The sequence below is a fragment of the Corallococcus sp. CA049B genome (assembly GCF_003611685.1).
In the GTDB taxonomy this organism is placed as follows: domain Bacteria; phylum Myxococcota; class Myxococcia; order Myxococcales; family Myxococcaceae; genus Corallococcus; species Corallococcus coralloides.
The window spans coordinates 1-21321 of the sequence record NZ_RAWC01000153.1 but is presented as its reverse complement, the minus strand read 5'-3'; the positions used below and the strand labels follow the sequence as shown (position 1 = coordinate 21321).

The following is a 21321-nucleotide window of genomic DNA, read 5'->3' as shown; positions in this document are numbered from 1 at the left end:
TATGCGATCGTCGGCAGCGTCAGATGTATATAAGAGACAGCGCCGGAACAGCAGCGCCGGCAGCACCGCCTCCAGCGTGGAGCCCAGCACGACGGACAGCCCCACGCCCGGCGTGACGTCCATGGCGTATGCCACCGCGCCCGCGCCCAGCGCCACCGCGGGCCAGCGCGACACGCCCAGCAGCAGGAGCCCGCCCAGCGCCACGCCCGACGGCAGCCACACGGGACAGATGTGGCTCTTCTCCGCGGCCAGCGACAGCGCCACCCGCGCGGCCAGCAGGTACACCGCCGCCAACGCGAGGACCTCCACGAGGCCCCGGACCGGGAACGCCGCCACACGGGCCTGAGGACGACCTTGGATGATGACTCCCCCCGTCCCTTCCAGGCCGTGACACCCGGGCCGAAGGAACATGCGTCATGCTAGCGGGGACCGCCGTGCGTTGCACCCCATCCGCCGGCAGGCCCGCCCGGCAGGCAGGCGGTGTCCGGCGGGGGATGCAATGGACACACTTGGGGGCCGTAGGAAGGGGCAAGGAGGAACGAAATCCATGTCGCGTCCCGGTCTTGCTGCGCTGCTGTCGTTCTTCATCCCCGGCGTGGGGCAGATCTACAACGGTGACATCCTGCGCGGGGTCTTCTGGCTCATCATCACGCCCGGCTTCTGGCTGGGCACGGGCGGCATCCTCGGCTGGGTGTGCCACATCATCGCCGCCGCCACCGCCTACAACCGCGCCGAGGACAAGGAGCGGATGAGCTACGGCATGGGCTAGTCACGCGGCCCCCCCCCAGGCTCGGGAGTCCGGGAGTCCGGGAGTCCGGAAGAGTCCGGGCATGAAAAAGGGGCCCACCGGCCCCTCGCCCACCGCCGCCCCGGTGCCTTCATGGGCCGGGGCGGTGTTGTTGCATCAGCCTCAGGTGTTGAACGCGTCGGGCAGCGGCTGCGGGCCCGGGATGATACCGGCGATGTCGGGATCCTCTTCGCCCGGCCCGCGAGTCGGACGCTGGTCCTTCTCGGTCTTGCGCTCGGCCTTCTTGGCGTCCTTCTCACGCTGCTTCTGCGCGCGCGCCATCTCTTTCTGCCGCTTTGTGGACCTTCCCTGCATGGAACCTCCTGAGAAAACATTGACCGAAAAAGAGGCCCGGCCCCGTCAAGGCCGGACCTCGTGGATGCGTGAAGAGCAGCCGAGCCGGTAGGCTCAGCCGACCGGGCGGACGTTCTCCGCCTGGAGCCCCTTGGGGCCCTTCTTCACTTCGAACTCCACCTTCTGGCCCTCGGCCAGGGTGCGGAAGCCGTCCGACTGGATGGCCGTGTGATGGCAGAACACGTCCGGACCACCGCTGTCCTGCGTGATGAACCCAAAGCCCTTCGCATCATTGAACCACTTCACCGTACCACTTGCCATGATCTGCTTCCTTCTCCCACTGGCAACCCGGCGAAATCGCCGGACTGCCCGCCCCCATGTTTTGGGGCGAAGACCGCGCCTTAACCCTGAACAGGCATGAAGTCGAGCCGGGAACCACTCCCGGTCTCCCTCACGCCGTCAAAGGTAACAACCTCGATCACGGGGTGAAACGCCTTCTCGGGGCGGTGCATTTCCCGCTGGCTGACGCTCCAGGCAGCCAGGAGTGACGCTTTTCGGACCCGGCGGTGTTCTGGAATAGTTTCTACCCCTGAACACTTCCGCCTGGACGTGTCCTATCGTGGAATCCGCCCGTACCCGCTCCACCCTGCCGACCCCCTCCCGTGAGGCGTCCCTCCCAGTGACAAACCCGACCCGTGTGACCTTTGGCCAGCGCGATGCCTCCTTCGCGGAGGACCTGAAGCGGCGCGTCTCCGAGTACTTCGAGACCCGGAACCTCTCGCAGCGGGCCAACAAGGCCATGTACGTGAAGGCCCTGTCCATCCTGGGCTTCACGGCGGGCGTCTACGGCCTCTTGCTCAGCGGCCACTTCAACGCCTGGGGAATGCTGGGGCTGGCGGTGCTGATGGGCGTGGCCATCGCGGGCATCGGCTTCTGCATCGGCCATGACGGCGTGCACGGCTCCTACAGCGACGACGCGAAGGTGAACACGGTGGTGGGCCTCGCGTTCGACATGATTGGCGCGAACAGCTACATGTGGCGCATCACCCACAACGTCCTGCACCACACCTACACCAACATCCAGGGCATGGACGAGGACCTGACGGTGAGCCCGCAGCTGCGGCTGTCACCGCACAGCGAGTGGAAGGCGTACCACCGCTTCCAGCACCTTTACGCGTTCGCGGCCTACTCGCTGACCACCGTCTTCTGGGTGTTCGCCAAGGACTACAAGTACTTCTTCCAGAAGGACCTGGGCCCCTACAAGGACAAGAAGCACGCGCCGGCCGAGTGGGCCCGCCTGCTGGTGATGAAGGCCGTGTACTACGGCTGGACGCTGGTGATTCCGTGGCTGGTGCTGGACGTGACCTGGTGGCAGTTCGTGGTGGGGCAGCTGGCCATGCACATGACGGCGGGCTTCATCCTGGGCATCGTCTTCCAGCTGGCCCACGTGGTGGAGAACGCGGAGTTCCCCCTGCCGGACACGGACGGCAAGGTGGAGGACGCGTGGATGGCGCACCAGCTGCGCACCACCGCGAACTTCGCCCGCAAGAACCGCCTGCTGAGCTGGTACGTGGGCGGCCTCAACTTCCAGGTGGAGCACCACCTGTTCCCCAAGGTGTGCAGCATCCACTACCCCGCCCTGAGCGAAATCGTGAAGGCCACCGCCCAGGAGCACGGCCTGCCCTACATCGAGGCGAAGACCTTCCGCAGCGCCGTGGCGTCGCACTACCGGATGCTCAAGATGCTGAGCCGTCCGCCCGCGGTGGGCTCCGTCGAGGAAGCGGCCAAGCCGAAGCTTGCCGTGGCCGCCTGATCCACCCCGCCACCGCGCGGTAGCCACCAGGGGCCGTCCTCCTCATGAAGGGAGGCGGCCCCTGCTGCTTTTCAGGCGCCCGCGGTCCGCAGCGCGGCCAGCAGCTCGCCCGCCGAGGAGACCACCGCGCGAGCCCCGTGCGCGTGCAGCTCCTCCGCCGTGCGGAAGCCCCAGGTGACGCCCACGCCGTACATGCCCGCGGCCTTCGCGGTGTCCATGTCCACGGAGGTGTCTCCCACGAAGCCGCACGCGTCCGGCGCCACGCCCAGCTCCGCCGCCAGGGCCAGCGCCGCGGTGGGGTCCGGCTTGCGCGGGATGCCCGGCCGCTCGCCGTACACGGCCGTGAACGTCACCCCTGGCAGGAGCCGCGCCGCCAGCCGCTTCACGAAGTCGTCGGACTTGTTGCTGAGCACGCCCAGCCGCACGCCGTCCGCCGCCAGCTCCGCGAGCGCGGCCTCCACGCCCGGGTAGGCATACGTCCGGTCGAACAGGTGGGCGTCGTAGTAGGCGTGGTAGGTGGCCAGCACCTGCCCCTGGAGCGCGGGGGCCGCGCCGCCCGTGGCCCGCTCCGCGAGCTTCGCCACGCCCTCCCCCACGAAGCGCAGGTAGGCGGCCTCCGGGTGCGGCGGCAGGCCGTGCTGCTGAAGCGCGTGGTTCATCGCCGTGGCGATGTCCCCCAGCGAGTCCACCAGCGTCCCATCCAGGTCGAAGAGCACGGCGCGCAGGAGCATGGGGCGCTTCTCTAGCAGAAACGCGAACGCCCCGACCCATGCAGGGTCAGGGCGTCTTTTGTAAAGCGCGGCCCCCGGAACCGGCCGGGAGCCGCCGCGAAGCTAGTGGGTCGTGGCCGCGGCGGTCTTCTCACCGGCCGCTGCGCCACCGGCCTGGATGACCGCGAAGTTGATGTTGTTGTAGCCGGCCGTGGCGCAGCTGAACATCACCCGCTTGATGACCTTGAACTGGACGTCCTTGTTGGCCTGGATGTTCACGTCACCCTTGAAGGTTTCGCCACCACCGGCCATGGAGTGCAGGTCCTCGAACTGCTTCTTCATGTCCCGCAGCTTCTCTTCCAGCGCGGGGATGTTGAGGTACTCGTCCTTGGTGAGGTCCTCCACCCGGCCCACGATGGTCCCCGACACGCTGACCTGGTCGTTGGACACCATCACCACCGGGTGCATCTCCACTTCCTTCACGTTGACCGCTTCGGGAAGGACGATGTCCTTGGTCATCATCAGCACCTCGCCCGTCGCGGAGAAGTTCGCGATGAGGAAGAGCACGATGATGACGAACATGTCGACGAGCGGGGTGATGAGCAGGTCCGCGTTGCCGTTCTTCTTGCCGTGACCGCCGTGGCCGAAGACCTTGGAGTGCTCCAGCCGCTTGCCGTACCGCTTACCGGGAATCTTGATGCCCATGGCGTTCGCTGACTCCTGTTAGCCCATCGCCGCGGAGACCGACACCTGGGGCAGCCCGGAGCCGATGCACTCGTCGATGATGCGGACCAGGTCCTCGTAGCGGACCATGTCCTCGGTCTGGAGGGTGATGGCGGACTGGTCCGGCAGCTGCGCCTTCAACTCCTTGAAGCGCGCAATCAGCTTGGTCAGGTCCGGCCGGCCCTTGTCATCCCGGGTGAGAGGAATGGGGTCGAAGGCGCTCTGGTCGGCGGTGAGGCGCATCTCCGTGGGCGACACCAGGAGGGTGAGCTGGACCGTCTTGGTCTTCTCCTCCTCCTGCTGCTCGTCCGTGGAGGCCCCGCCGGCCTGCGACACCTGGAGACGGCCAATCTGGGTCCAGACCGCCGTCATGATGAGGAAGCTGATGGTCACTGCCATCAGGTCGATGAAGGGCACCATGTTGATGGCGGTGTCGAGCGGCTTCTTGCCACCCTTTCCACCGGTGCCCAGGTCCATTCCGCCGGCCATGGCGACTACCTCCCAACCCTACCGCGCTCTTCGCGCACGAACGACGTTTCAAGAAGACTGCGAAGGCTGGCGCGCCTCCCGGTGCTCTGCATGCCTCGGAGCATCCAGACAGCGCGCCAGTACCGCCGGTTCCACTTCCACCGCGCTACGGCGAGGAGCGACTACTCCTCGGCGTGGGCGGAGGCCGGGATGTTCAGGTTCTTGAACTTGTCGCGGTTGGCCACGATGAGGTTCAGCACGGAGACGCTGGTCTCGTTGATGTCGTTGATGATGCCCTGGGTGCGGCCCATCAGCACGGAGAAGGCCACGAGCGCCGGGATGGCCGTGAGCAGACCGAAGCCCGTGCAGTTCATGGCTTCAGAGATGCCGTTCGCCAGAATGGTCGCCTTGTCGGCCGGGTTCACGTTCGCCACCGCCTCGAAGCAGGTGATGAGACCGTTCACCGTCCCCAGGAGGCCCGCGAGCATCGCCGCGTTGCCGAGCATCGCCAGGTAGCCCGTGCGCGCCTCCAGCTTCGGCGTCTCACGCAGGCTGGCCTCGTCGAGCGCCGCCTGGACCTCTTCCTGGCCCTTCGGCACGTTCATCAGGCCGGCCTTGACGACGTTGGTCAGCGGCGTGCTCTTCTGGCCGGCCACGTAGTTGATGGCCTTGTCCAGGTCGCCCGCGTAGATGTGCTTCTTCAGCCCGCGCAGGAAGCCTTCCTTGTTGATGGAGGCCTTGCCGAACAGGACGATGCTGCGCTCGATGATGATGGAGAGCGCGATCACCAGACAGACCGCGATGGGGTACATACCGGCCTGACCGGACTCCCAGCGGCGCCCCAGCTCCTGCAGGAAGGTCTCATTGCTTCCGCCGGCGTTGGCGAGGACGGACAGATTGGCTACGAACCCCAGGTTCATCACGGAAAGCCTCCAGATGGACGGCGCGGCACGCGCCTGCGAGCCGCTCCGCACTGCTACCGGCCGGGTGGACATCCACCCTGGTCAGCGGCAGGAATTTTGGATCACGGTGGCGCCGAGTCTAGGAACCGCTCCCAGGCGTGTCAAGGCAGGCACCCTCAGCGTTAGTTACTGAAATCTCACAGGAATTTTGCGTTGGCGCGCGGCTTGCCAAGTCGCTCCACAGGGCACAGGACAGGCCCTTTTCAGTGGCTTGCGCAACAGGCGTGCCAGCGATTTGGGCACCTTCGGGTGACGTGTTAGGCGGGGAAACCATGGCCAGGAAGCGCATTGGTGAGCTGCTCGTGGAACGCGGCGCGATCACCCCCGAGCAGCTGGAGGCGGGGCTCGCGGCGCAGCGGCAGACGCGGCAGCGGTTGGGCGTGACGCTCATCGGGCAGGGCGCCATCACGGAGGCCACGCTGGCCCAGGCGCTCAGCGAGGCGCTGGGGATGCCGCAGGTGGACCTGGCGGCGATCACGCCGGACTGGGCGGCGGTGCACCTCTTGCGCGCGCGCTTCTGCGAACAGCACGACCTGTTCCCGTACGCGCTGGAGAACGTGGGCGGCAAGCGCCAGCTGGTGGTGGCGATGGCGGATCCGCTGAACATCACCGCCATTGAAGAGATTGAGTTCACCAGCGGCCTGAAGGTCAGCGGCCGGGTGACGGCGCTGTCCGCGGTGCGCGGCGCCATCCTGCGCTACTACCACAAGGTCCCCGTGGCCACGGGCTCCCGCCCCGCTCCGGCGCGTCCGCTTGCAAGGGCCGCTCCGGCGCCCGCGCGGCCGGCCGTGGTGGAGGACGACGAGGAGGTCATCGTCGGCGAGGAGCTGCCCGCGTCGGAGAAGACGCAGCGCACGTCGCTGGCGGACCTCATCCGCGAGCGCGAGGAGCAGGCGAAGCGCAAGCGCGGCGGCGCGGTGGAAAAGGCCAAGGCCAAGGCGCCGTCGTCCAGCGGAGGCGGCGTGCTGGACGACCTGGACTACCTCTTCGGCCAGGCGGCGCGCGAGGAGCCGGACCGGCTGGAGGAGCTGGAGCGCCGCTTCTGGGCGCTGATGCGCATCATGGCGCGCAAGGGCCTGCTCACGAACGAGGAGTTCCGGCGCGAGCTGGACGACGAGTCCGGCGAGGGCTGACCTTCAGTCCGCGGCCAGGGGCAGCCGCACCGTGAAGGTGGTGCCCTGCCCCAGCGTGCTCTCCACGGTGAGGCGTCCGCCGTGGTTCTCCACGATGCCCTGGCAGATGGACAGGCCCAGGCCGGTGCCGCGCCCCTCCGGCTTGGTGGTGAAGAAGGGCTCGAAGATGCGCGACAGGTTGCGCTGTTCGATGCCGGTGCCGGTGTCGCGCACGCGCACCACCGCCTCCGTGCCCTCCTGAAGCGTGGACAGGGACACCTGTCCGCCGGGCGGCATGGCGTGGCAGGCGTTGGTGATGAGGTTGACGAACACCTGCACCAGGTTGGCGCGCACGGCGGCCAGGGGCGGCACGTCGCTCGCGTATTCGCGCTGCACGCTGACGCGGGCCTGGGACACGACGTGCTCGCAGAAGCCCACGGCCATGTCCACGACGGCGTTGAGCGACACGCGCTCCGGCCGGTCCTGCGCGGGCCGCGCGTAGCTCACCAGGTCGCGGGTGAAGCGCAGGATGCGGTGGCTGCTCTCCAATATCTTCTTCAGCTTCTCCTGGTCCGCGGGGTTCGCGCCCGGCGTCATCCGCGAGCGCTGCAACAGCGCGTCCGCGTAGGTGGCCACCGCCGTCATCGGGTTGTTGATTTCATGCACCACGCTGGCCGCGAGCTGCCCGATGGAGGCCAGCTTCTCCGCGTGGATGATGCGCTTCTCCAGCTCCTTCACCACCGTGACGTCCTGGCCAATGGCGATGACGCCCTCCACCTCGCCCGGCTGGGTCTGCATGGAGGAGGTGGCGAAGGACACGCGCACCTCGCCGCCGTCGCGGGTGAGCAGGCGCGTCTCGAAGTTGTTCACGGACTCGCCGCGCATGGCCGCCGCCAGCACGGGCACCAGCCGCAGCTGTTCGCTGTCCGCCACCAGCGAGGACAAATCCCGCCCCAGCACCTGCTCCTTGGTGAGGCCGGTGAGCGCGCTCAGCGCCTGGTTGAAGACCACCACCTGCTTGTCCCGGTTCACCACCAGGATGAGGGCGTTGGCCTTCTCCAGCAGCTCCTCCAGGTATTTGCGCACGAACGTCAGCTCGTCGATGAGCTTCGCGTTCTTCACCGCGACAGCGACCTGGCTGGCCAGCTGGAGCAGCACGCGCTCGTCGTGCGCGGGGTCCGCGTCCAGCCCCTCCGGGTACTCCATGTTGATGGCGCCGAAGAGCTGGCCGCTCGCGACCAGCGGGGCGCTCACCGCGCGGGTGCTGCCGTGGAAGAGCAGCGGCACCTCTTCGGAGATGGTCACCCGCCCCTGGGGCAGCGCCGTCTGCGTGAGGTTGGTCTTCTCCACCGAGCGCTGGAAGAGCACCAGCGGCTCGTGCGCGCCCTCCTTGAGGCGGCCTTCGGCGTAGAGCGACGTGAGGCCGCCGGTGCGCGCATCCACGATGCGGATGCAGAAGGCGCGGCCGGGGAAGAGCTCCTTCACGCCGCGCGCCACCGCGGCCACCAGCTCCTCCTCGCCGCCGGCCTCCGCCACGCTGCGGCCCAGGTCCAGGAGCACGCCCTCCGTGCGCGCCTGCTCCAGCAGGGCCCGCTCCGCCACCACCAGCCGGCCGCTGATGACCTCCGTGTCCACGCGGGCGCGCACCGCCACGGTGTCCGAGCGGCGCGACAGGGCGAGCACCAGCGAGGTGCCGCTCTGGAGCACGAGGTCGACTTCGTGGGACTGCCCGTCCTCCGGGGCCACGGCGTTCGCCAGGGCCTCGGCCACCATGTCCACGCTGATGTCGTGCGTGGCGCAGAAGCGGCGCATGGCCGGGTTCACGGCCGCGATGCGCAGGGACACGTCGCAGACGGCGGCGGGCTCGTCCAGCGCGTCGAAGAAGGCCTGGAAGGCGTCGGGGGCCAGATTTCCGGACGGGCGCACGGCGCGGACCTCACTCTTCATGGGAGCTGGCCTTGTCCAGGTCGAGGATCTGCTTCGCCCCCACGTACGACTTCACCTCGAAGCGGGTGATCTTCCCGATCTTCCGGACGATCTCCGCCATGCGCTCCGCCTCGCGGTAGATGATGTCCACCGGCCTGTAGGCGAAGTCCTCCTCCTTGAGCTTGCGCTTGAGCAGCTCCGCGTAGCCCATCACGGAGGTGAGGGGCTGGTTGAGCTCGTGGGCCGCGGTGCCGGCGAGCGCGACGATGACGGCGTTCTTCTCGCTCTCCTCCAGCCGCGTCTCCACGTCGTACAGCTTGCGCTCCAGCTGCACCCGGTCCCGGAGGTCCGTGAAGATGCCCACGGTGAAGGACTCGCGGCCGCCCTCGTAGACGATGGAGGCCGTCATGTTCACCGGCACGCGCTCACCGGAGCGGTGCATCAGCTCCTGGCGCGTGAGTGACAGCCGGCCCTTGCCGCCCATGTCGGGCCCGCGCAGCTGGGCCATGATGCGCTGGGCCTCGCCGGGCGGGTAGAGCTGGAGCGCGTTGAGCTTCTCCTGGGCCTCCTGCGCGGTGTAGCCGCACATGGCCTCCGCGCCCTTGTTGAAGAGGATGATGCGCCCCTTCAGGTCGGCCGCGATGATGGCGTCCACCGACGAGTCGATGAGCCGCTCCAGGAAGTCCTTCGTGTTGCGCAGCTCGTCCTCCAGCTTGCGCGCGTGCGTCACGTCGCGGAAGGACAGGATGGTGGCCGCGTCCTCGTCGCGCAGCGGCGCCGCGGACATGGACAGCGTGAGGCACCTTCCAGCGGGCGTGCGCACCACCACGTCCACGCCCATGCGGGCTTCACCGCGCGACGCGGACGTCACCAGCTCCATCAGCACGCCGTCGTCCACCGGCTGGGTGATTTGGTTCAGGTGCTTGCCCCGGGCCTCGCCGGCGGTGGTGTCCAGCATCTGCGCGCCCGCGGGGTTGAGCGACAGCACGGCGGCCTCGTCGTCGAGGATGGCCACGCCCTCGCTCACGTGGGCGAAGAAGAGCTGGTAGGGCTTGAAGGACGCGGCCTTCTCCTCCGCCGCCAGCCGCGCCGTCTGCACGGACTGGAGCACCGACGCGCTCCGCAGGGCCACCGCCGTGGCGTGGGCCACCGTGGTGAGGAAGTCGATCTCGCGCGAGCTGAAGGCCCGCCTGCGCCCGGCCGCGCGCAAGAGCAGCACGCCGCGCACCTGGCCGCGGATGGGCAGGGGCAGCGCGGCGATGGCGTGGATGCCTCGCGCGGCCACGGCCCGGCGCTCCAGGTCGCCCAGGAGCGGGTGCGTGGCGGCCTCCTGCATCACGACGGGCTTGCCGGTGCGCACCACCTCGCGGATTTCCGGGTAGCGCGCCAGGTCGATGCGCAGGTCCTTCATGCCCGGGTCGTCGCTGGCGGCGACGATGACGCCTTCGTCCACGCCGCCGCCCACCATCACCAGCGTGGCGCGCGCGATGTCCAGCTGCTCCGCCAGACGCCGCGTCACGCCGTGCAGGAGCGCCTCCACGTCGGAGCTCTCCGCGTAGTCGGCGGTGAGCTCCAGAAGCAGCGCCAGGTCCGTCTGGCTGCGGGCCTGCTCTTCACGCTCGCGGTGGCGCTCCGCGGCGCGCTGCAGGCGCCAGGTGAGCTCGTGCGACAGCCCCTGGTGGGTGACGATGTCCGCGGGGCGCAGCGTGTCCACGGCGGCGAAGCCGCGCGAATCCGGGGACACCACCGCGAGCAGCGTGAGGTGCGGCCCGTTGAGGGACGTGAGCAGCTCCACCACGGCGGGGCCGCAGCCCGGGGCGGTGAGGTCCACCAGCGCCAGGGCCGCGTCGTCCGGGTCGTCCACCACGCGCAGGCCCGCGCGCTCGGCGGCGTCGTTCAGGGGTTCTCGAGCCACCGACCCGGGGGGGACCAGGACGATGCCGAAGGCGGGTTCCGACGGGGCCGACACGGGGGCGCAGGACTCCGGAGCGAGGGGCCCCGGAGTCTACACAACCCCCGGGGTCAGGGGCAGCCTGACTCGAAGGCGCCCTGGTCCGGCGCCGCTCCGCAGTAGGGCAGCCCCAGGGACAGGCCCGCCTCGCGCGCGGGGGACTGCGCGGACAGCTGGTAGTCGTCCGCTCCCGTGTCCACGAAGCCAGGCGCGCGCTCCTGGGAGCGCTTGTCCAGGCCAGCCTTCGTGCGCCAGTCCGCCAGGCCCAGCGTGGCACCGTCCAGGTGGAACACCGCCGCGCCACTGCTCCGGAAGTACAAGTTGCCGTCCACCGCCGCGCCGCTCCGGCCCGAGCCGCCGCGCGCGGCGATGCCACAGCCAGCGAAGAGGTTGTTGCGCACATCCAGGCCCTGGCTCGCGCCGTTGGAGCCCGTGCCGAAGATGAGGCACGCGCCGCTCAGGTTCCACACGGTGTTGTGCTGCACCTTCACGTCCACGGACGCGTCCACGCGGATGCCGGTGCCCTCCTCGCCGTCCGCCGCTCCCAGGCCGTCGTGGATGAGGTTGCGGCGCAGGATGACGCGCGTGGGGGGCGCGCCCTCGCGGTTGCCACCAATCTGGATGGCGCGCGCGTTGGCGTAGAAGACGTTGTCCTCCAGCGTGACGTCGGACGGGGACATGTGGACGATGACGCCCTCGCCCGCGGAGGTGGACACGGCGCGGTGGTTGTAGATGGTGTTGCCGCGCAGCGTGACGCGGGTGCAGGTCTTGATGTCCGCGCCGTTCTCCCGGTTGTCGTGGAGCCGATTGTCCTCCACGAGCAGGTTGTCGAACGGCGTGCCCGGGAGGGTGGCGCCGCCCTCCGGCCCCAGGCACTGCACGCCGTCGCCGGAGTTGTGGTGGATGTCATTGCCGCGCACGGTGACGTTGCTCGCGGAGGTCTGCACCGCGACGCCGTGGCTGTCCACGTCGCCCTGGTCGAAGTGGGAGATGTCGTTGTCCTCGATGAGGACGTCGTGCGCCTTCTCCGTCACGTAGACGCCCGCGCCCTCCGTGCCGTTCTTCACGATGCTGTCGCGGAGCACGCCGTGGTGCGCGCCCGCGCCGCGCCACATCACCGCGAAGGCGGACTCGCCGCCCACGTCCACCGTGAGCCCCTGGATGTTCCAGTACGCGCCGCTCACGTCCACCAGCGCCGTCTCGCCAATGGAGCCGCCCTTGAGGATGGCCGTGGCGCCCGGCGCGGCCCTCAGCGTCAGCGGCTGGTCCGCCGTGCCCTGACGCTCCTTCAATTCCACGTGCTCGCGCCACGTGCCGGACTGGAGGAACACCGCCTCGCCGGGCTTCACCAGGGACACCGCTCGCGCCACCGTGCGCAGGGGCAGCGCTTCCGTGCCCGCCGCTGAGTCGTTGCCGCTGGGGGACACCCAGAGCACGCGCGTGTATTGCGGCTCGGCGGGCGGCGGCGGTTCGGGCTCCTCCGTGGGCGGTGGGTCGACCGGATCCCCGGGCGGATCCGCGGGAGTGGTGCCGCCGTCCGTGGCGACGCCTCCGTCCTCGGCAGGGGACGTGCCCGCGTCGGCCGGTGTCTGGGGCCGCCCGGGCGGAGTGACGATGGGCGGACCGGACGTGCCTGGAGGTGTGGCTGTCGCGGGCGCGGGCTCGACCTTGCCGGTACAGCCGACGGTGCCAGCGAGCATCCCGGTGGCGCAGACGAGGGTCGTCAGGGTCTGGCGGAAGCGCATGTGGACTCCTGGTAGGGGTTCACGGCGCGGGGGTGCGCTCGCGGGGTCGGCGGGCAACGGGAACACGCGTGCCGCGCATTCCGCGTCAGCCGTGGACTTCACCGCCGCCCGGTCGCAGGGCAGCCGGGCAGGAGTGTGAATCCGCGCGGTTGGGCCTGGCGCCAGCGACCCGCGGATGTGCCGGAGGGTGGGCACCGCGCGCGGAAACACGTGGGCCGTGTCCCCTGCGTGAGGAACACGGCCCGGATGCGGTGACGGATGGCGGCTTCAGGGAGAAGAGGAGTCCTGGGCCTTCCGGCCGAGGAGCGCATCCAGTTCCCCGCGCGCCTCCAGGTCATACAGGTCATCGCAGCCGCCGACGTGACGGCCCGCGATGAAGATCTGGGGCACGGTCCGGCGGCCGCAGCGCCGCATCATCTCTGCGTGTCGCGCTTCATCCGCGGCGACATCCACCTTCTGGAACTCGCAGCCCTTCTCGTTGAGCAGGTCCATGGCCTGCCGCGAATAGGGGCAGGTGCGCTTCATGTAGACGACGACCTCGAGCATCACGACCTCCTGCGTCGAAGGGTGGGGACGCATCCCGCGGCCCGCAACCCGGCGCGAGTACGCTCGCTCCCCTGCCCGGCCCCCTTGAGCAACATTCCAATGCCTCGCATGGGATGGCATCCCTCCCCTCAAACGGGTGCCCGTTCCGTGTGGAGGTGGACAGGTCGCGGGAGGGGAGCGGCGGGACCGGGCGTGCTAGGTAGGAGCCATGTCTCCCCGACGCCCCGAAATCCTCGCCCCCGCTGGTGACCTGGAGTCGTTGCGTGCCGCCCTCGCCAGTGGCGCGGACGCCGTCTACTTCGGGCTCGATGAAGGCTTCAACGCGCGAGCCCGCGCGGAGAACTTCTCGCTCGAGCGGCTGCCTGAGACGGTGGGGCTCATCCACCGGGCCAACGCGCGTGCCTACGTGACGCTGAACACGCTGGTGTTCGAGCCGGAGCTGCCGGTGGTGGAGCACCTGCTGCGCGGCGTGGCGAAGGCAGGCGTGGACGCGCTCATCGTGCAGGACCCGGCGGTGGCGCTGCTGGCGCGGGCCCTCTGCCCCCAGTTGGAGCTGCACGCGTCCACGCAGATGACGCTGTCCAGCGCGGAAGGGGCGCGGTTCGCCACGGGCCTGGGCTTCACGCGCATGGTGGTGCCGCGCGAGCTGTCGGTGGCGGAGATCCGCCGGCTGGCGTCGCAGACGGACATCGAGCTGGAGGTCTTCATCCACGGCGCGCTCTGCATGTCGTGGAGCGGCCAGTGCCTCACGAGCGAAGCGTGGGGCGGCCGGTCCGCCAACCGCGGCCAGTGCGCGCAGTCGTGCCGGCTGCCGTACGACCTGGTGGTGGACGGCGAGACGCGCGACCTGGGCGAGGTGAAGTACCTGCTCAGCCCCAAGGACCTGGCGGGCGTGCGCGCGGTGCCGGAGCTGGCGGACATCGGCGTGCACAGCCTGAAGATTGAGGGCCGGCTCAAGGGGCCGGCGTACGTCTCCAGCACGGTGCAGGGCTACCGCCGCTGGTTGGATGGCGTGATGGCCGGCAAGCCCGACGGCGCGCGGCTGGCGAAGGACCTGGCGGAGATGTCGCTGTCGTACAGCCGGGGCTTCTCCCACGGCTTCCTGGCGGGCTCCGACCACCAGACGCTGGTGGAGGGGCGCTTCCCGAAGCACCGCGGGCTGTACCTGGGCCGGGTGCATGCGGTGTCCGGCAAGGACGTGCTCGTGGTGCCGGACGACCGGCCGTGGACGGGCGCGCTGGGCCTGGGCGACGAGCGCCCGGAGGCTCCGGCGGGCAACGTGTCCGCGCCGCTCACGGGCGAGCCCGACCCCGCGGACGTGGATCCGCGTCCGGGCATGGGCGTGGTGTTCGACGCGGGCGCGCCGGAGGACAAGCACGAGCCGGGCGGCCCCATCTTCCGCGTGGAGCGCGAGGGCGACGCGTGGGTGCTGGGCTTCGGCCATCCGGGTCCGGACCTGGGCCGCGTGGCGCCGGGGCAGCGCGTGTGGCTGAACAGCGACCCGGCGCTCGCGAGGCGCACGGGTGATTTGCTCGCGGAGGGTGAGCCCGAGGGCCGCATCCCGCTGTCGCTGTGGGTCTCCGGCGCGGAGGGCACGCCGCTGCGCGTGCGGATGAGCACCGCGCGGTTCACGCGCGAGGCGACGGGCACGACGCTGCTCGCGCCGTCGCGGGGCGCGGGCGTGGACGCGGCGCTGCTCAAGGACAAGCTGGCCGCGCTGGGCGGGACGTCGTTCCATCTGGCGGAGCTGGACGCGTCCGGCCTGGCGCCGGGGCTGCACCTGCCGGTGTCGGAGCTGAAGGCGCTGCGGCGGCAGCTGGTGGCGGAGCTGACGGCGGACGTGGAGCGGGGGCCTGCTCGGACCGTGAGCACGGAGGCGGTGGAGGCCGGCGTGCGTCAGGCCTTGCTGGCGAAGGTGGCTTCGCGGCCTGCGGAGGATGCACCCCGGTTGTTGCCGCTGTGCCGCGACGACGCGCAGCTGGAGGCGGTCATCGCCTCGGGCCTGCGCGAGGTGGAGCTGGACTGGATGGAGATGGTGGGGCTCCAGAAGGCGGTGGAGCGGGCTCGCGCGGCGGGGCTGCGCGTCACCATCGCCACGGTGCGCGTGCAGAAGCCGGGCGAGGAGGGCTACGACACGCGCCTGGACCGGCTGCGGCCGGACGCGGTGCTGGTGCGCCACTGGGGCGCGATGATGCACTTCCTGGAGCAGCCGGCGGGAGCTTCGCGGCCGGTGCTGCACGGGGACTTCTCGCTGAACGTCACGAACTCGCTGACGGCTGCGCACCTGCTGAGCCTGGGGCTGGACACGCTGACGGTGTCGCACGACCTGGATTCGGAGCAGTTGTTCGCGCTGCTGGAGCAGGCGCCGGCGCACCGGTTCGCGGTGGCGCTGCACCACCACATCGCGACGTTCCACACGGAGCACTGCGTGTATTCACACACGCTGTCCAACGGGCGCGACTACAAGACCTGCGGGCGGCCGTGTGAGAAGCACGCCATCGCGCTGAAGGACCGGCTGGGCCTGGAGCACCCGGTCATCGTGGACGTGGGGTGCCGCAACACGGTGTTCAACGCGCAGGCGCAGAGCGCGGCGTCGCTGGTGCCCCGGCTGCTGGAGCGCGGCGTGCGGCGCTTCCGCGTGGAGTTCGTGCGCGAGACGCGCGAGGAGGCGGCTCGGGTGCTGGGCGCGTATCAGGAGCTGCTCTCGGGCCGGCTGTCGCCCGCGGAGGCGGTGAAGCGCGCGGCGGTGCACGAGCAGTTCGGCGTCACGCGCGGCACGATGCAGGTGCTCAAGCACCCGGCCGCGAACGCGCGCTGAGACACGGTGTGCGCAGGGCTCCTGCTTCGAGCCCTGCCCCTCTGTTCGTTCAGGCGATGTGGAGCACGTCGCCGTGCGCTGAGTTGCTCCGCAGCCACTTCATGCGCAGGAGGATGAACAGCAGCGTCATCGCGGCGAACCACTTCCAGTGGGTGGGGTCGATCCCCTCTCCCGCCTGCTCCACATGCTCCACCAGCGTGTCCGCGCTGATGAGGATCTCCATGCCGAGCAGCAGCGGTCCAATGAGGGCCACCGCCACGCAGCCCCACGTCAGGAGTTCACGGAAGGCCGAGACGGAACTCCGGGACGACGGTGCCATCAGGCCCAGGACGTCATTGCCGTCGCGGGCTCCGCGCCGCAACCATCGCAGCAGCAGGAACACCACCACCGGTGAGCACCAGAGCGCGTAGAAGAAGCCCATCCCCGGCGGCGGTGGACCACAGACATCCGCGAGCGTGAACTGCATGGGGGCACCCTCCTGTCCCTGTCGCTGAAGCGAACCAGAACCAGGAAGCGGGTTCAACAAGCCACGGCGCTACCGCAGTCAGGCCGGGGCCGCGGACGGGGGCTCGGACTTGGTGGTGACGAGGTTCACCGGCTCACCGTCCTCGCCCAGCACCACCGGCGCGATGCCCAGCTTGCGCTCCACCAGCGCGTGCCCCAGGTAGACGAGCGGCGTCAGTCCAATGGCCACCAGCAGCTTCACCGCGTACGAGGTGAAGATGATGCGGAAGATGACCTCCCGGGGCAGCACGCCCGTCCAGGCGACGAACTGCACCACCACCGTGTCAATGAGCTGCGACACCACCGTGGAGCCCGTGGCGCGCAGCCACAGCATCCGGTTGTTCGTCACCCGCTTGAGCAGGTTGAACACCGAGATGTCCAGGAACTGCGCCACCAGGTACGCAATCATCGACGCCGCCAGGATGCGCTGCGAGCCGCCGAAGACGTTGTTGAACGACGCCGCCACCGTCCCGCTGTAGTCCTTGGCCTCCGTCATCGGCGCCCACGGAATCAGGCCCGCCAGCGCGACAATCACGAACGTGAAGATGGCCATCACGAAGCCCACCCACGTCACGAACCGCGCGACCTTCTTGCCGTAGAACTCGTTGAGGATGTCCGTCAGCAGGAACGTCACCGGGAACGGCAACATCCCCACCGACATCACCGCCACCACCGGGCCCAGGTGCACCTCGAACAGCTTCACCCCGATGATGTCGCCCACCACCAGCGAGGTGATGAACAGCCCCGCGAGCACCACGAAAAGCTGAATCCGCCGGTCCAGGGTCATCCGATGCGTCCTTCAAGAGCGAGGCGCCGCTACAGCTAGCATACCCTCCCGCCCCCGTCGCTTGGACGCCCGGGGCCTACTCGGGCAGGTAGTACAGCCTGCCCGGCCCCACGGACACCGCCTCCCCGGAGACGCCCGCTTCCGACAACACCAGGCGCGGCCGGTACACGCCCAGCACCGTCTGCTCGGTCGCCGTCGGGTTGTCGTAGCCGTGCCCGAAGACCTCCGGCCCGCTGAATGCCATCCCCCGCCCCACCGGCTGTCCCTGCAACACCAGCCCCGCGCCCAGCACCAGCTCCATCCCTTCCGTGTGGCCGTCCGCGCGCGGCGGGATGCTCCCTCCCGGCTCCACCCGCAGCCGGTACACGCCATAGGTCGCGCCCTCGTGGATGAGGTCCACGTGGCCGAAGGGCTTCGCGTCCGTCCGGTACACCATCTCCTCCGCGGTGCGGTGCACCTGGAGCGACGGGATGGCCCAGCCCGTCAGCGCCTCCGGCTTGGTGACCCGCACCGTGGCGGCGTGCAGCGGCGCGTGCGGCGCGGCGTCCGTGGGCGGCGCCAGCAGGTAGCGGCACACCGCCTCCGCCGCGGACTCCAACAGCTCGAAGCGGCACGCATCCAGGAGGAAGCGCAGCTCACCGGCCAGCCGCCCGTAGTGCACGGTGTTCGCCAGCCTCCCGCCCACCGCCGCCTGCCGCGCGTCCAGGTAGAGCGCCACGTCCAGGCGCAGCGGCTGCGGCGTCACGCGCTCGCGGTTGTAGAGGCCCACGATGACGTCCACCGTGAGCCCGCGCAGCTCCATCACGTCCAGCGGACGGCCCTGCGCGTCGGTGACCACGGGGTGGATCCACACGGGTTCCTGGCTCACAGCTGCGCGCTCCTTCCGCCATCCACGGCGATGACCTGCCCGGTGAGGTACGGCGCCTCGCGCGCGAGGAACACCACCGTGCGCGCCACGTCCTCCACGCTGCCCTCGCGGCCCATGGGCACGCGGTCGAGCACGTCCTTCCGCGCGGCCTCGTCGAAGTGCTCCGGGAAGGCCACCACGCCCGGCGAGATGGCGTTGACGCGCACGTGCGGCGCCAGCTCCACCGCCAGCGCTCGCGTGAGCATCACGAGCCCCGCCTTGCTCACCGAATAGTGCGAGTAGTGGCTCACCGCCCGCTCCCCACCGATGTCGGTGAGGTGCACCACCAACGGATCCCTGCCCGCGCGCAGCGACGGCAGCAGCGCCTGCGTGAGGAAGAAGGGCGCGTCCACGTTCACGGCGAGCATGCGGCGGTACTGCTCGCGCGTCACGGCCGCGAAGTCCACCCGCTCATAGAGCCCCGCGTTGTGGACGACCACGTCCAGCGAGGGGTGCGCCTCCCGGACCCGCGCGCCCAGCGCGTCCACGGCCTGCGCGTCGGAGAGGTCTCCGCTGTACAGCGTGACGGCGCGGCCCAGCGCTCGCAGCTCCTCGGCCAGCGACTCCAGCGGCTCCATGGAGCGGTTCGCGTGAAGCGCCAGGTCGTAGCCGGCGCGGCCCAGCGCGCGCGCCACCGCGCTGCCGATGCGCACGCCCGCGCCCGTGATGAATGCGGTCCCCATATGCGGGCCCTGCCTAACAGGCCCGCCCGCGAAAAAACACCGCGGGGCGACACCTGGAGACCCCTCTCCAGGCACCGCCCCGCGGCACTGCGTCGTCCCCTTTGCGTCGTTCGTCCCGTCCCGTCTCGTCTCCTCGTGCTTGCTACGGGTAGTAGACCACCGTCTGCCAGCGGCGCCCGCCGTACGGCACCCAGACCCACTCCGTCACCGCCTGGTAGCCGCCCGGCACATATTGCTGGTCGTAGTAGCCCGGCGTGCAGCGCACGTGGCGGCCGCGGCGGCCACGGGACACGCACTGCTCGGGGACCCAGACCTGCTCGTAGCGCGCCGGCACCCAGCGCTCCACCGTCTGCAGCTCGTAACGGCCACGCGAGTCCACCGGGCGCGGCATGGGGCCGTAATTGCAGTTCGGGCCGCGGCAGCCCATGAAGCGGCGCGTCTTCGCGTCGTCATTGTCGTAGCGGAACGCCTGGCCCTGCGGCGCGGAGTCCCAGCCGCCGTTGTAACGCTGCTGGCCGCCCCACTGCGCGTCCGCCCGGGTCGGGCCGCGCCAGTCCGCCGCGAACGACGTGGAGGAACCGAGCAGCATTGCACCGAAGGCCAGGGTCGCGAGTCCGAGCTTGAAAGCCATGTCTTCCATCCTCCGTCCGAGTTGCTTGTCCTGACTGACGGGGCCCCCGCCGGAACATTCAAATCCCGTCGAGTCACGCTCCACCCCGGTGGCGGGACTGGGAGGATGTGGGTACACCTCGTCCCATGTTCCACCGCGACGGCCCCACCTTCCGCGAGCTTGCACGGCAGGCCCTCACCTCCGTTGAAGAGGGCTACGACCTGCTCGCGCCCAAGTTCGAGCACACGCCGTTCCGCACGCCGGATCCCGTGCTCAAGGCCGCGCTCGCGCACGTGGGCCCCGAAGGCAGCGTGGGCAGTGCCCTGGACGTGTGCTGCGGTACCGGCGCCGCGATGCGCGTGCTGCGTCCGCTGTGCCGCGAGCGCGTCGTCGGGTTCGACCTGAGCCAGGGCATGCTGGATGAAGCGCGGCGCAGGCTCACGGATGCACCGGGCAGCGCGGCGCTCGACTTCGTCCGGGGCGATGCGCTGGCGCTGCCCTTCGACGCGGCGTTCGAGCTGATCACCAGCTTCGGCGCCTTCGGGCACATCCTGGAGGAAGACGAGCCGCGCCTCGTCGAGGGCATCACGCGGGCGCTGAAGCCCGGAGGCCGCTTCGTCTTCGTCACCGCTCGGCCGCCGTCCGCGCTCAACCCCGGCTACTGGGTGGCGAAGGGCTTCAACGCCGCCATGCGCGTGCGCAACGCGCTCTGGAAGCCGCCGTTCGTCATGTACTACCTGACGTTCCTCGTGCCCCGCGCCCGCGCGCTGCTGGAGGCGGCGGGGTTCGACGTGGAGGTGCGCGAGGGCGACATGCCGGAGCCCTTCGGCCGGCTCGTCACCGTCATCGCCACGAAGCGCTGAATCACGGCGCGGCCGTCGCGCCTTCGGACTCCGCGTACTCCACCGCGAGGAGCTCGTACTCCACCGTGCCGCGCGGACGCTCCACCTGCACGGCCTCGCCGGCCTCCCTGCCCAGGAGAGCGCGCGCCAGCGGGGACTCCACGCTCAGCCGCCCCGCCTTCACGTCCGCTTCATCCGGACCGACGATGCGATAGCGCATGCGCGCGCCGTCCTCGTCCTCCAGCACCACCCACGCGCCGAAGAAGACGCGGCCCGCCTGAGAGGGCTCCGGCGCCACCACCCGCACGTCCTCCAGGATGGCGGTGAGCTCGCGTGCCCGGCGCTCCCGCTCGCGCTTGCGCACGCCCGCTTCCAGCTCCGGCCAGTCCCGGGGCGCGGGGCCTTGCAGCTCCAGCAGCTCCTCCTGGAGCGCGCGGTAGCCCTCCGGCGTGATGTAGCGCTGCTCCGCCGACGTCGACCGGGGACGCGCGGGGGTGAGCCCCTCGTCGCCGCCCCCGTCTTCCTTGGTGAATGCCTTCGACATGGCCCGCTCCCTCCTCCCGGGAAATTTCTCAACGTTTCCCGGGCCTTGCATGCCGGGTCCGCCCGCCTGCCCGCTTTCGCCTGGCGCAATTTTACTACAGAGACGGAATCCGCCAGGATTCGAGGGCATGCACCTGCCCCGAGCCGTGCCTCGCTTCGAGCATCGCCTGGCCGTCCGTCTGCGCGGCATGCTGCCGCTCTACACGCGAGATGTGTCGGCGAGCGGCTTCTGCGCGGAGATGCTCCAGCCGATGAAGGCGGGCGATCTCGTGGAAGGCGCGTTGCTGCTGGGGGACGAGGAGGTCCCCTTCCAGGCCCGGGTGATGTGGTCCCGCCGCTCCGCCGGGGAGCGCACGCGCGGACGCTGCGGCGTGCGCTTCGTCACCATCGGCGAGGACTTCCAGCGGCGGCTGGAGGCGTTCAGGCGCTTGCAGGGCAGGCGCCTGATCCGCTGGTTCACCTGACGAACCGGACCTACTTCGCCGTTTCGGACGCCGCCGGGGCCGCGGTCTCGGAGGGAGCGCCGGGCGTCGCGGGCGGGGTGGACGTCGTGGACGGCTCCGCGGCGGACTCGGCCGGGGGGGTGATGG

Annotated in this window: 22 protein-coding genes; 6 read left to right on the top strand and 16 right to left on the bottom strand. The window is 70.1% G+C overall.

Features of this window, described 5'->3' with window-relative positions; genetic code table 11:
- The first annotated feature begins 547 nt into the window (after positions 1 to 547).
- The gene (locus tag D7W82_RS27365) at positions 548 to 769 is read left to right on the top strand and encodes a hypothetical protein (RefSeq protein ID WP_120621162.1); all 222 of its coding nucleotides are present in this window, start codon (positions 548 to 550) and stop codon (positions 767 to 769) included.
- Positions 770 to 910: 141 nt separating this feature from the next.
- On the opposite strand, the gene D7W82_RS27360 is transcribed toward D7W82_RS27365, so the two are convergent.
- Entirely contained in the window at positions 911 to 1102 is a 192-nt protein-coding gene (locus D7W82_RS27360) for a hypothetical protein (protein WP_120621161.1), read from the bottom strand.
- Positions 1103 to 1195: 93 nt separating this feature from the next.
- A complete protein-coding gene (locus D7W82_RS27355) occupies positions 1196 to 1402 on the bottom strand; it encodes a cold-shock protein (protein ID WP_120547587.1) in 207 nt (68 codons plus the stop codon).
- Positions 1403 to 1760: 358 nt separating this feature from the next.
- On the opposite strand from D7W82_RS27355, the gene D7W82_RS27350 reads away from it, so the two are divergent.
- Positions 1761 to 2894, top strand: a complete 1134-nt coding sequence (locus D7W82_RS27350) for an acyl-CoA desaturase (protein WP_120621160.1) — start codon at positions 1761 to 1763, stop codon at positions 2892 to 2894.
- A gap of 71 nt (positions 2895 to 2965) precedes the next feature.
- Here D7W82_RS27350 and D7W82_RS27345 read toward each other — a convergent pair whose 3' ends face one another.
- The 4 genes from D7W82_RS27345 to D7W82_RS27330 form a co-directional block, all read right to left on the bottom strand.
- A complete protein-coding gene (locus D7W82_RS27345) occupies positions 2966 to 3625 on the bottom strand; it encodes an HAD family hydrolase (protein WP_120621159.1) in 660 nt (219 codons plus the stop codon).
- 102 nt (positions 3626 to 3727) lie between these two features.
- On the bottom strand, positions 3728 to 4309 hold the full coding sequence (locus tag D7W82_RS27340; RefSeq protein ID WP_120621158.1) for a biopolymer transporter ExbD: 582 nt from the start codon (positions 4307 to 4309) through the stop codon (positions 3728 to 3730).
- Positions 4310 to 4327: 18 nt separating this feature from the next.
- Positions 4328 to 4816 carry a biopolymer transporter ExbD gene (locus D7W82_RS27335; protein ID WP_120560970.1) on the bottom strand — a complete coding sequence of 163 codons (489 nt, stop codon included), beginning with the start codon at positions 4814 to 4816 and terminating at the stop codon, positions 4328 to 4330.
- A 161-nt stretch (positions 4817 to 4977) separates the two neighbouring features.
- Positions 4978 to 5715 carry a MotA/TolQ/ExbB proton channel family protein gene (locus tag D7W82_RS27330; RefSeq protein WP_014400223.1) on the bottom strand — a complete coding sequence of 246 codons (738 nt, stop codon included), beginning with the start codon at positions 5713 to 5715 and terminating at the stop codon, positions 4978 to 4980.
- Positions 5716 to 6029: 314 nt separating this feature from the next.
- Between D7W82_RS27330 and D7W82_RS27325 the strand changes: the two genes are divergently transcribed.
- The gene (locus tag D7W82_RS27325; protein WP_120621157.1) at positions 6030 to 6890 is read left to right on the top strand and encodes a general secretion pathway protein GspE; all 861 of its coding nucleotides are present in this window, start codon (positions 6030 to 6032) and stop codon (positions 6888 to 6890) included.
- 3 nt (positions 6891 to 6893) lie between these two features.
- Here the strand turns inward: D7W82_RS27325 and D7W82_RS27320 are convergent, their stop codons facing one another.
- The 4 genes from D7W82_RS27320 to grxC all read right to left on the bottom strand — a co-directional run bounded on the left by D7W82_RS27320 (position 6894) and on the right by grxC (position 13037).
- Positions 6894 to 8816 (bottom strand): GAF domain-containing sensor histidine kinase, encoded by a 1923-nt coding sequence (locus D7W82_RS27320; protein WP_120621156.1) that lies wholly within the window; start codon positions 8814 to 8816, stop codon positions 6894 to 6896.
- Positions 8806 to 10764, bottom strand: a complete 1959-nt coding sequence (locus D7W82_RS27315) for a PAS domain S-box protein (protein WP_171425862.1) — start codon at positions 10762 to 10764, stop codon at positions 8806 to 8808. Before D7W82_RS27315 ends, D7W82_RS27320 begins: the two co-directional genes overlap by 11 nt.
- A 53-nt stretch (positions 10765 to 10817) precedes the next feature.
- Positions 10818 to 12491, bottom strand: a complete 1674-nt coding sequence (locus tag D7W82_RS27310) for a nitrous oxide reductase family maturation protein NosD (protein WP_120621155.1) — start codon at positions 12489 to 12491, stop codon at positions 10818 to 10820.
- A gap of 267 nt (positions 12492 to 12758) precedes the next feature.
- On the bottom strand, positions 12759 to 13037 hold the full coding sequence (gene grxC / locus D7W82_RS27305; RefSeq protein WP_120621154.1) for a glutaredoxin 3: 279 nt from the start codon (positions 13035 to 13037) through the stop codon (positions 12759 to 12761).
- Between the two features lie 208 nt (positions 13038 to 13245).
- Here grxC and D7W82_RS27300 point away from each other — a divergent pair, with 208 nt between their 5' ends.
- Positions 13246 to 15855, top strand: a complete 2610-nt coding sequence (locus D7W82_RS27300; protein ID WP_120621153.1) for a U32 family peptidase — start codon at positions 13246 to 13248, stop codon at positions 15853 to 15855.
- 49 nt (positions 15856 to 15904) lie between these two features.
- On the opposite strand, the gene D7W82_RS27295 is transcribed toward D7W82_RS27300, so the two are convergent.
- From D7W82_RS27295 to D7W82_RS27275, 5 genes are all read right to left on the bottom strand, one after another.
- The gene (locus D7W82_RS27295) at positions 15905 to 16321 is read right to left on the bottom strand and encodes a hypothetical protein (protein WP_120621152.1); all 417 of its coding nucleotides are present in this window, start codon (positions 16319 to 16321) and stop codon (positions 15905 to 15907) included.
- A 78-nt stretch (positions 16322 to 16399) separates the two neighbouring features.
- Positions 16400 to 17146 (bottom strand): queuosine precursor transporter, encoded by a 747-nt coding sequence (locus tag D7W82_RS27290; protein ID WP_120621151.1) that lies wholly within the window; start codon positions 17144 to 17146, stop codon positions 16400 to 16402.
- A 76-nt stretch (positions 17147 to 17222) separates the two neighbouring features.
- Positions 17223 to 18014 (bottom strand): dihydroneopterin aldolase, encoded by a 792-nt coding sequence (locus tag D7W82_RS27285; RefSeq protein WP_120621150.1) that lies wholly within the window; start codon positions 18012 to 18014, stop codon positions 17223 to 17225.
- Complete coding sequence (locus D7W82_RS27280) at positions 18011 to 18736, bottom strand: SDR family oxidoreductase (RefSeq protein WP_120621149.1); 726 nt, start codon at positions 18734 to 18736, stop codon at positions 18011 to 18013. Before D7W82_RS27280 ends, D7W82_RS27285 begins: the two co-directional genes overlap by 4 nt.
- Before the next feature lie 142 nt (positions 18737 to 18878).
- A complete protein-coding gene (locus tag D7W82_RS27275) occupies positions 18879 to 19367 on the bottom strand; it encodes a hypothetical protein (protein WP_014400235.1) in 489 nt (162 codons plus the stop codon).
- Positions 19368 to 19492: 125 nt separating this feature from the next.
- Between D7W82_RS27275 and D7W82_RS27270 the strand changes: the two genes are divergently transcribed.
- Complete coding sequence (locus tag D7W82_RS27270) at positions 19493 to 20209, top strand: class I SAM-dependent methyltransferase (RefSeq protein WP_120621148.1); 717 nt, start codon at positions 19493 to 19495, stop codon at positions 20207 to 20209.
- A gap of 1 nt (position 20210) precedes the next feature.
- Here the strand turns inward: D7W82_RS27270 and D7W82_RS27265 are convergent, their stop codons facing one another.
- Complete coding sequence (locus D7W82_RS27265) at positions 20211 to 20732, bottom strand: GreA/GreB family elongation factor (protein WP_120621147.1); 522 nt, start codon at positions 20730 to 20732, stop codon at positions 20211 to 20213.
- A 127-nt stretch (positions 20733 to 20859) separates the two neighbouring features.
- Between D7W82_RS27265 and D7W82_RS27260 the strand changes: the two genes are divergently transcribed.
- On the top strand, positions 20860 to 21195 hold the full coding sequence (locus D7W82_RS27260; RefSeq protein WP_014400238.1) for a PilZ domain-containing protein: 336 nt from the start codon (positions 20860 to 20862) through the stop codon (positions 21193 to 21195).
- Positions 21196 to 21321 lie beyond the last annotated feature (126 nt).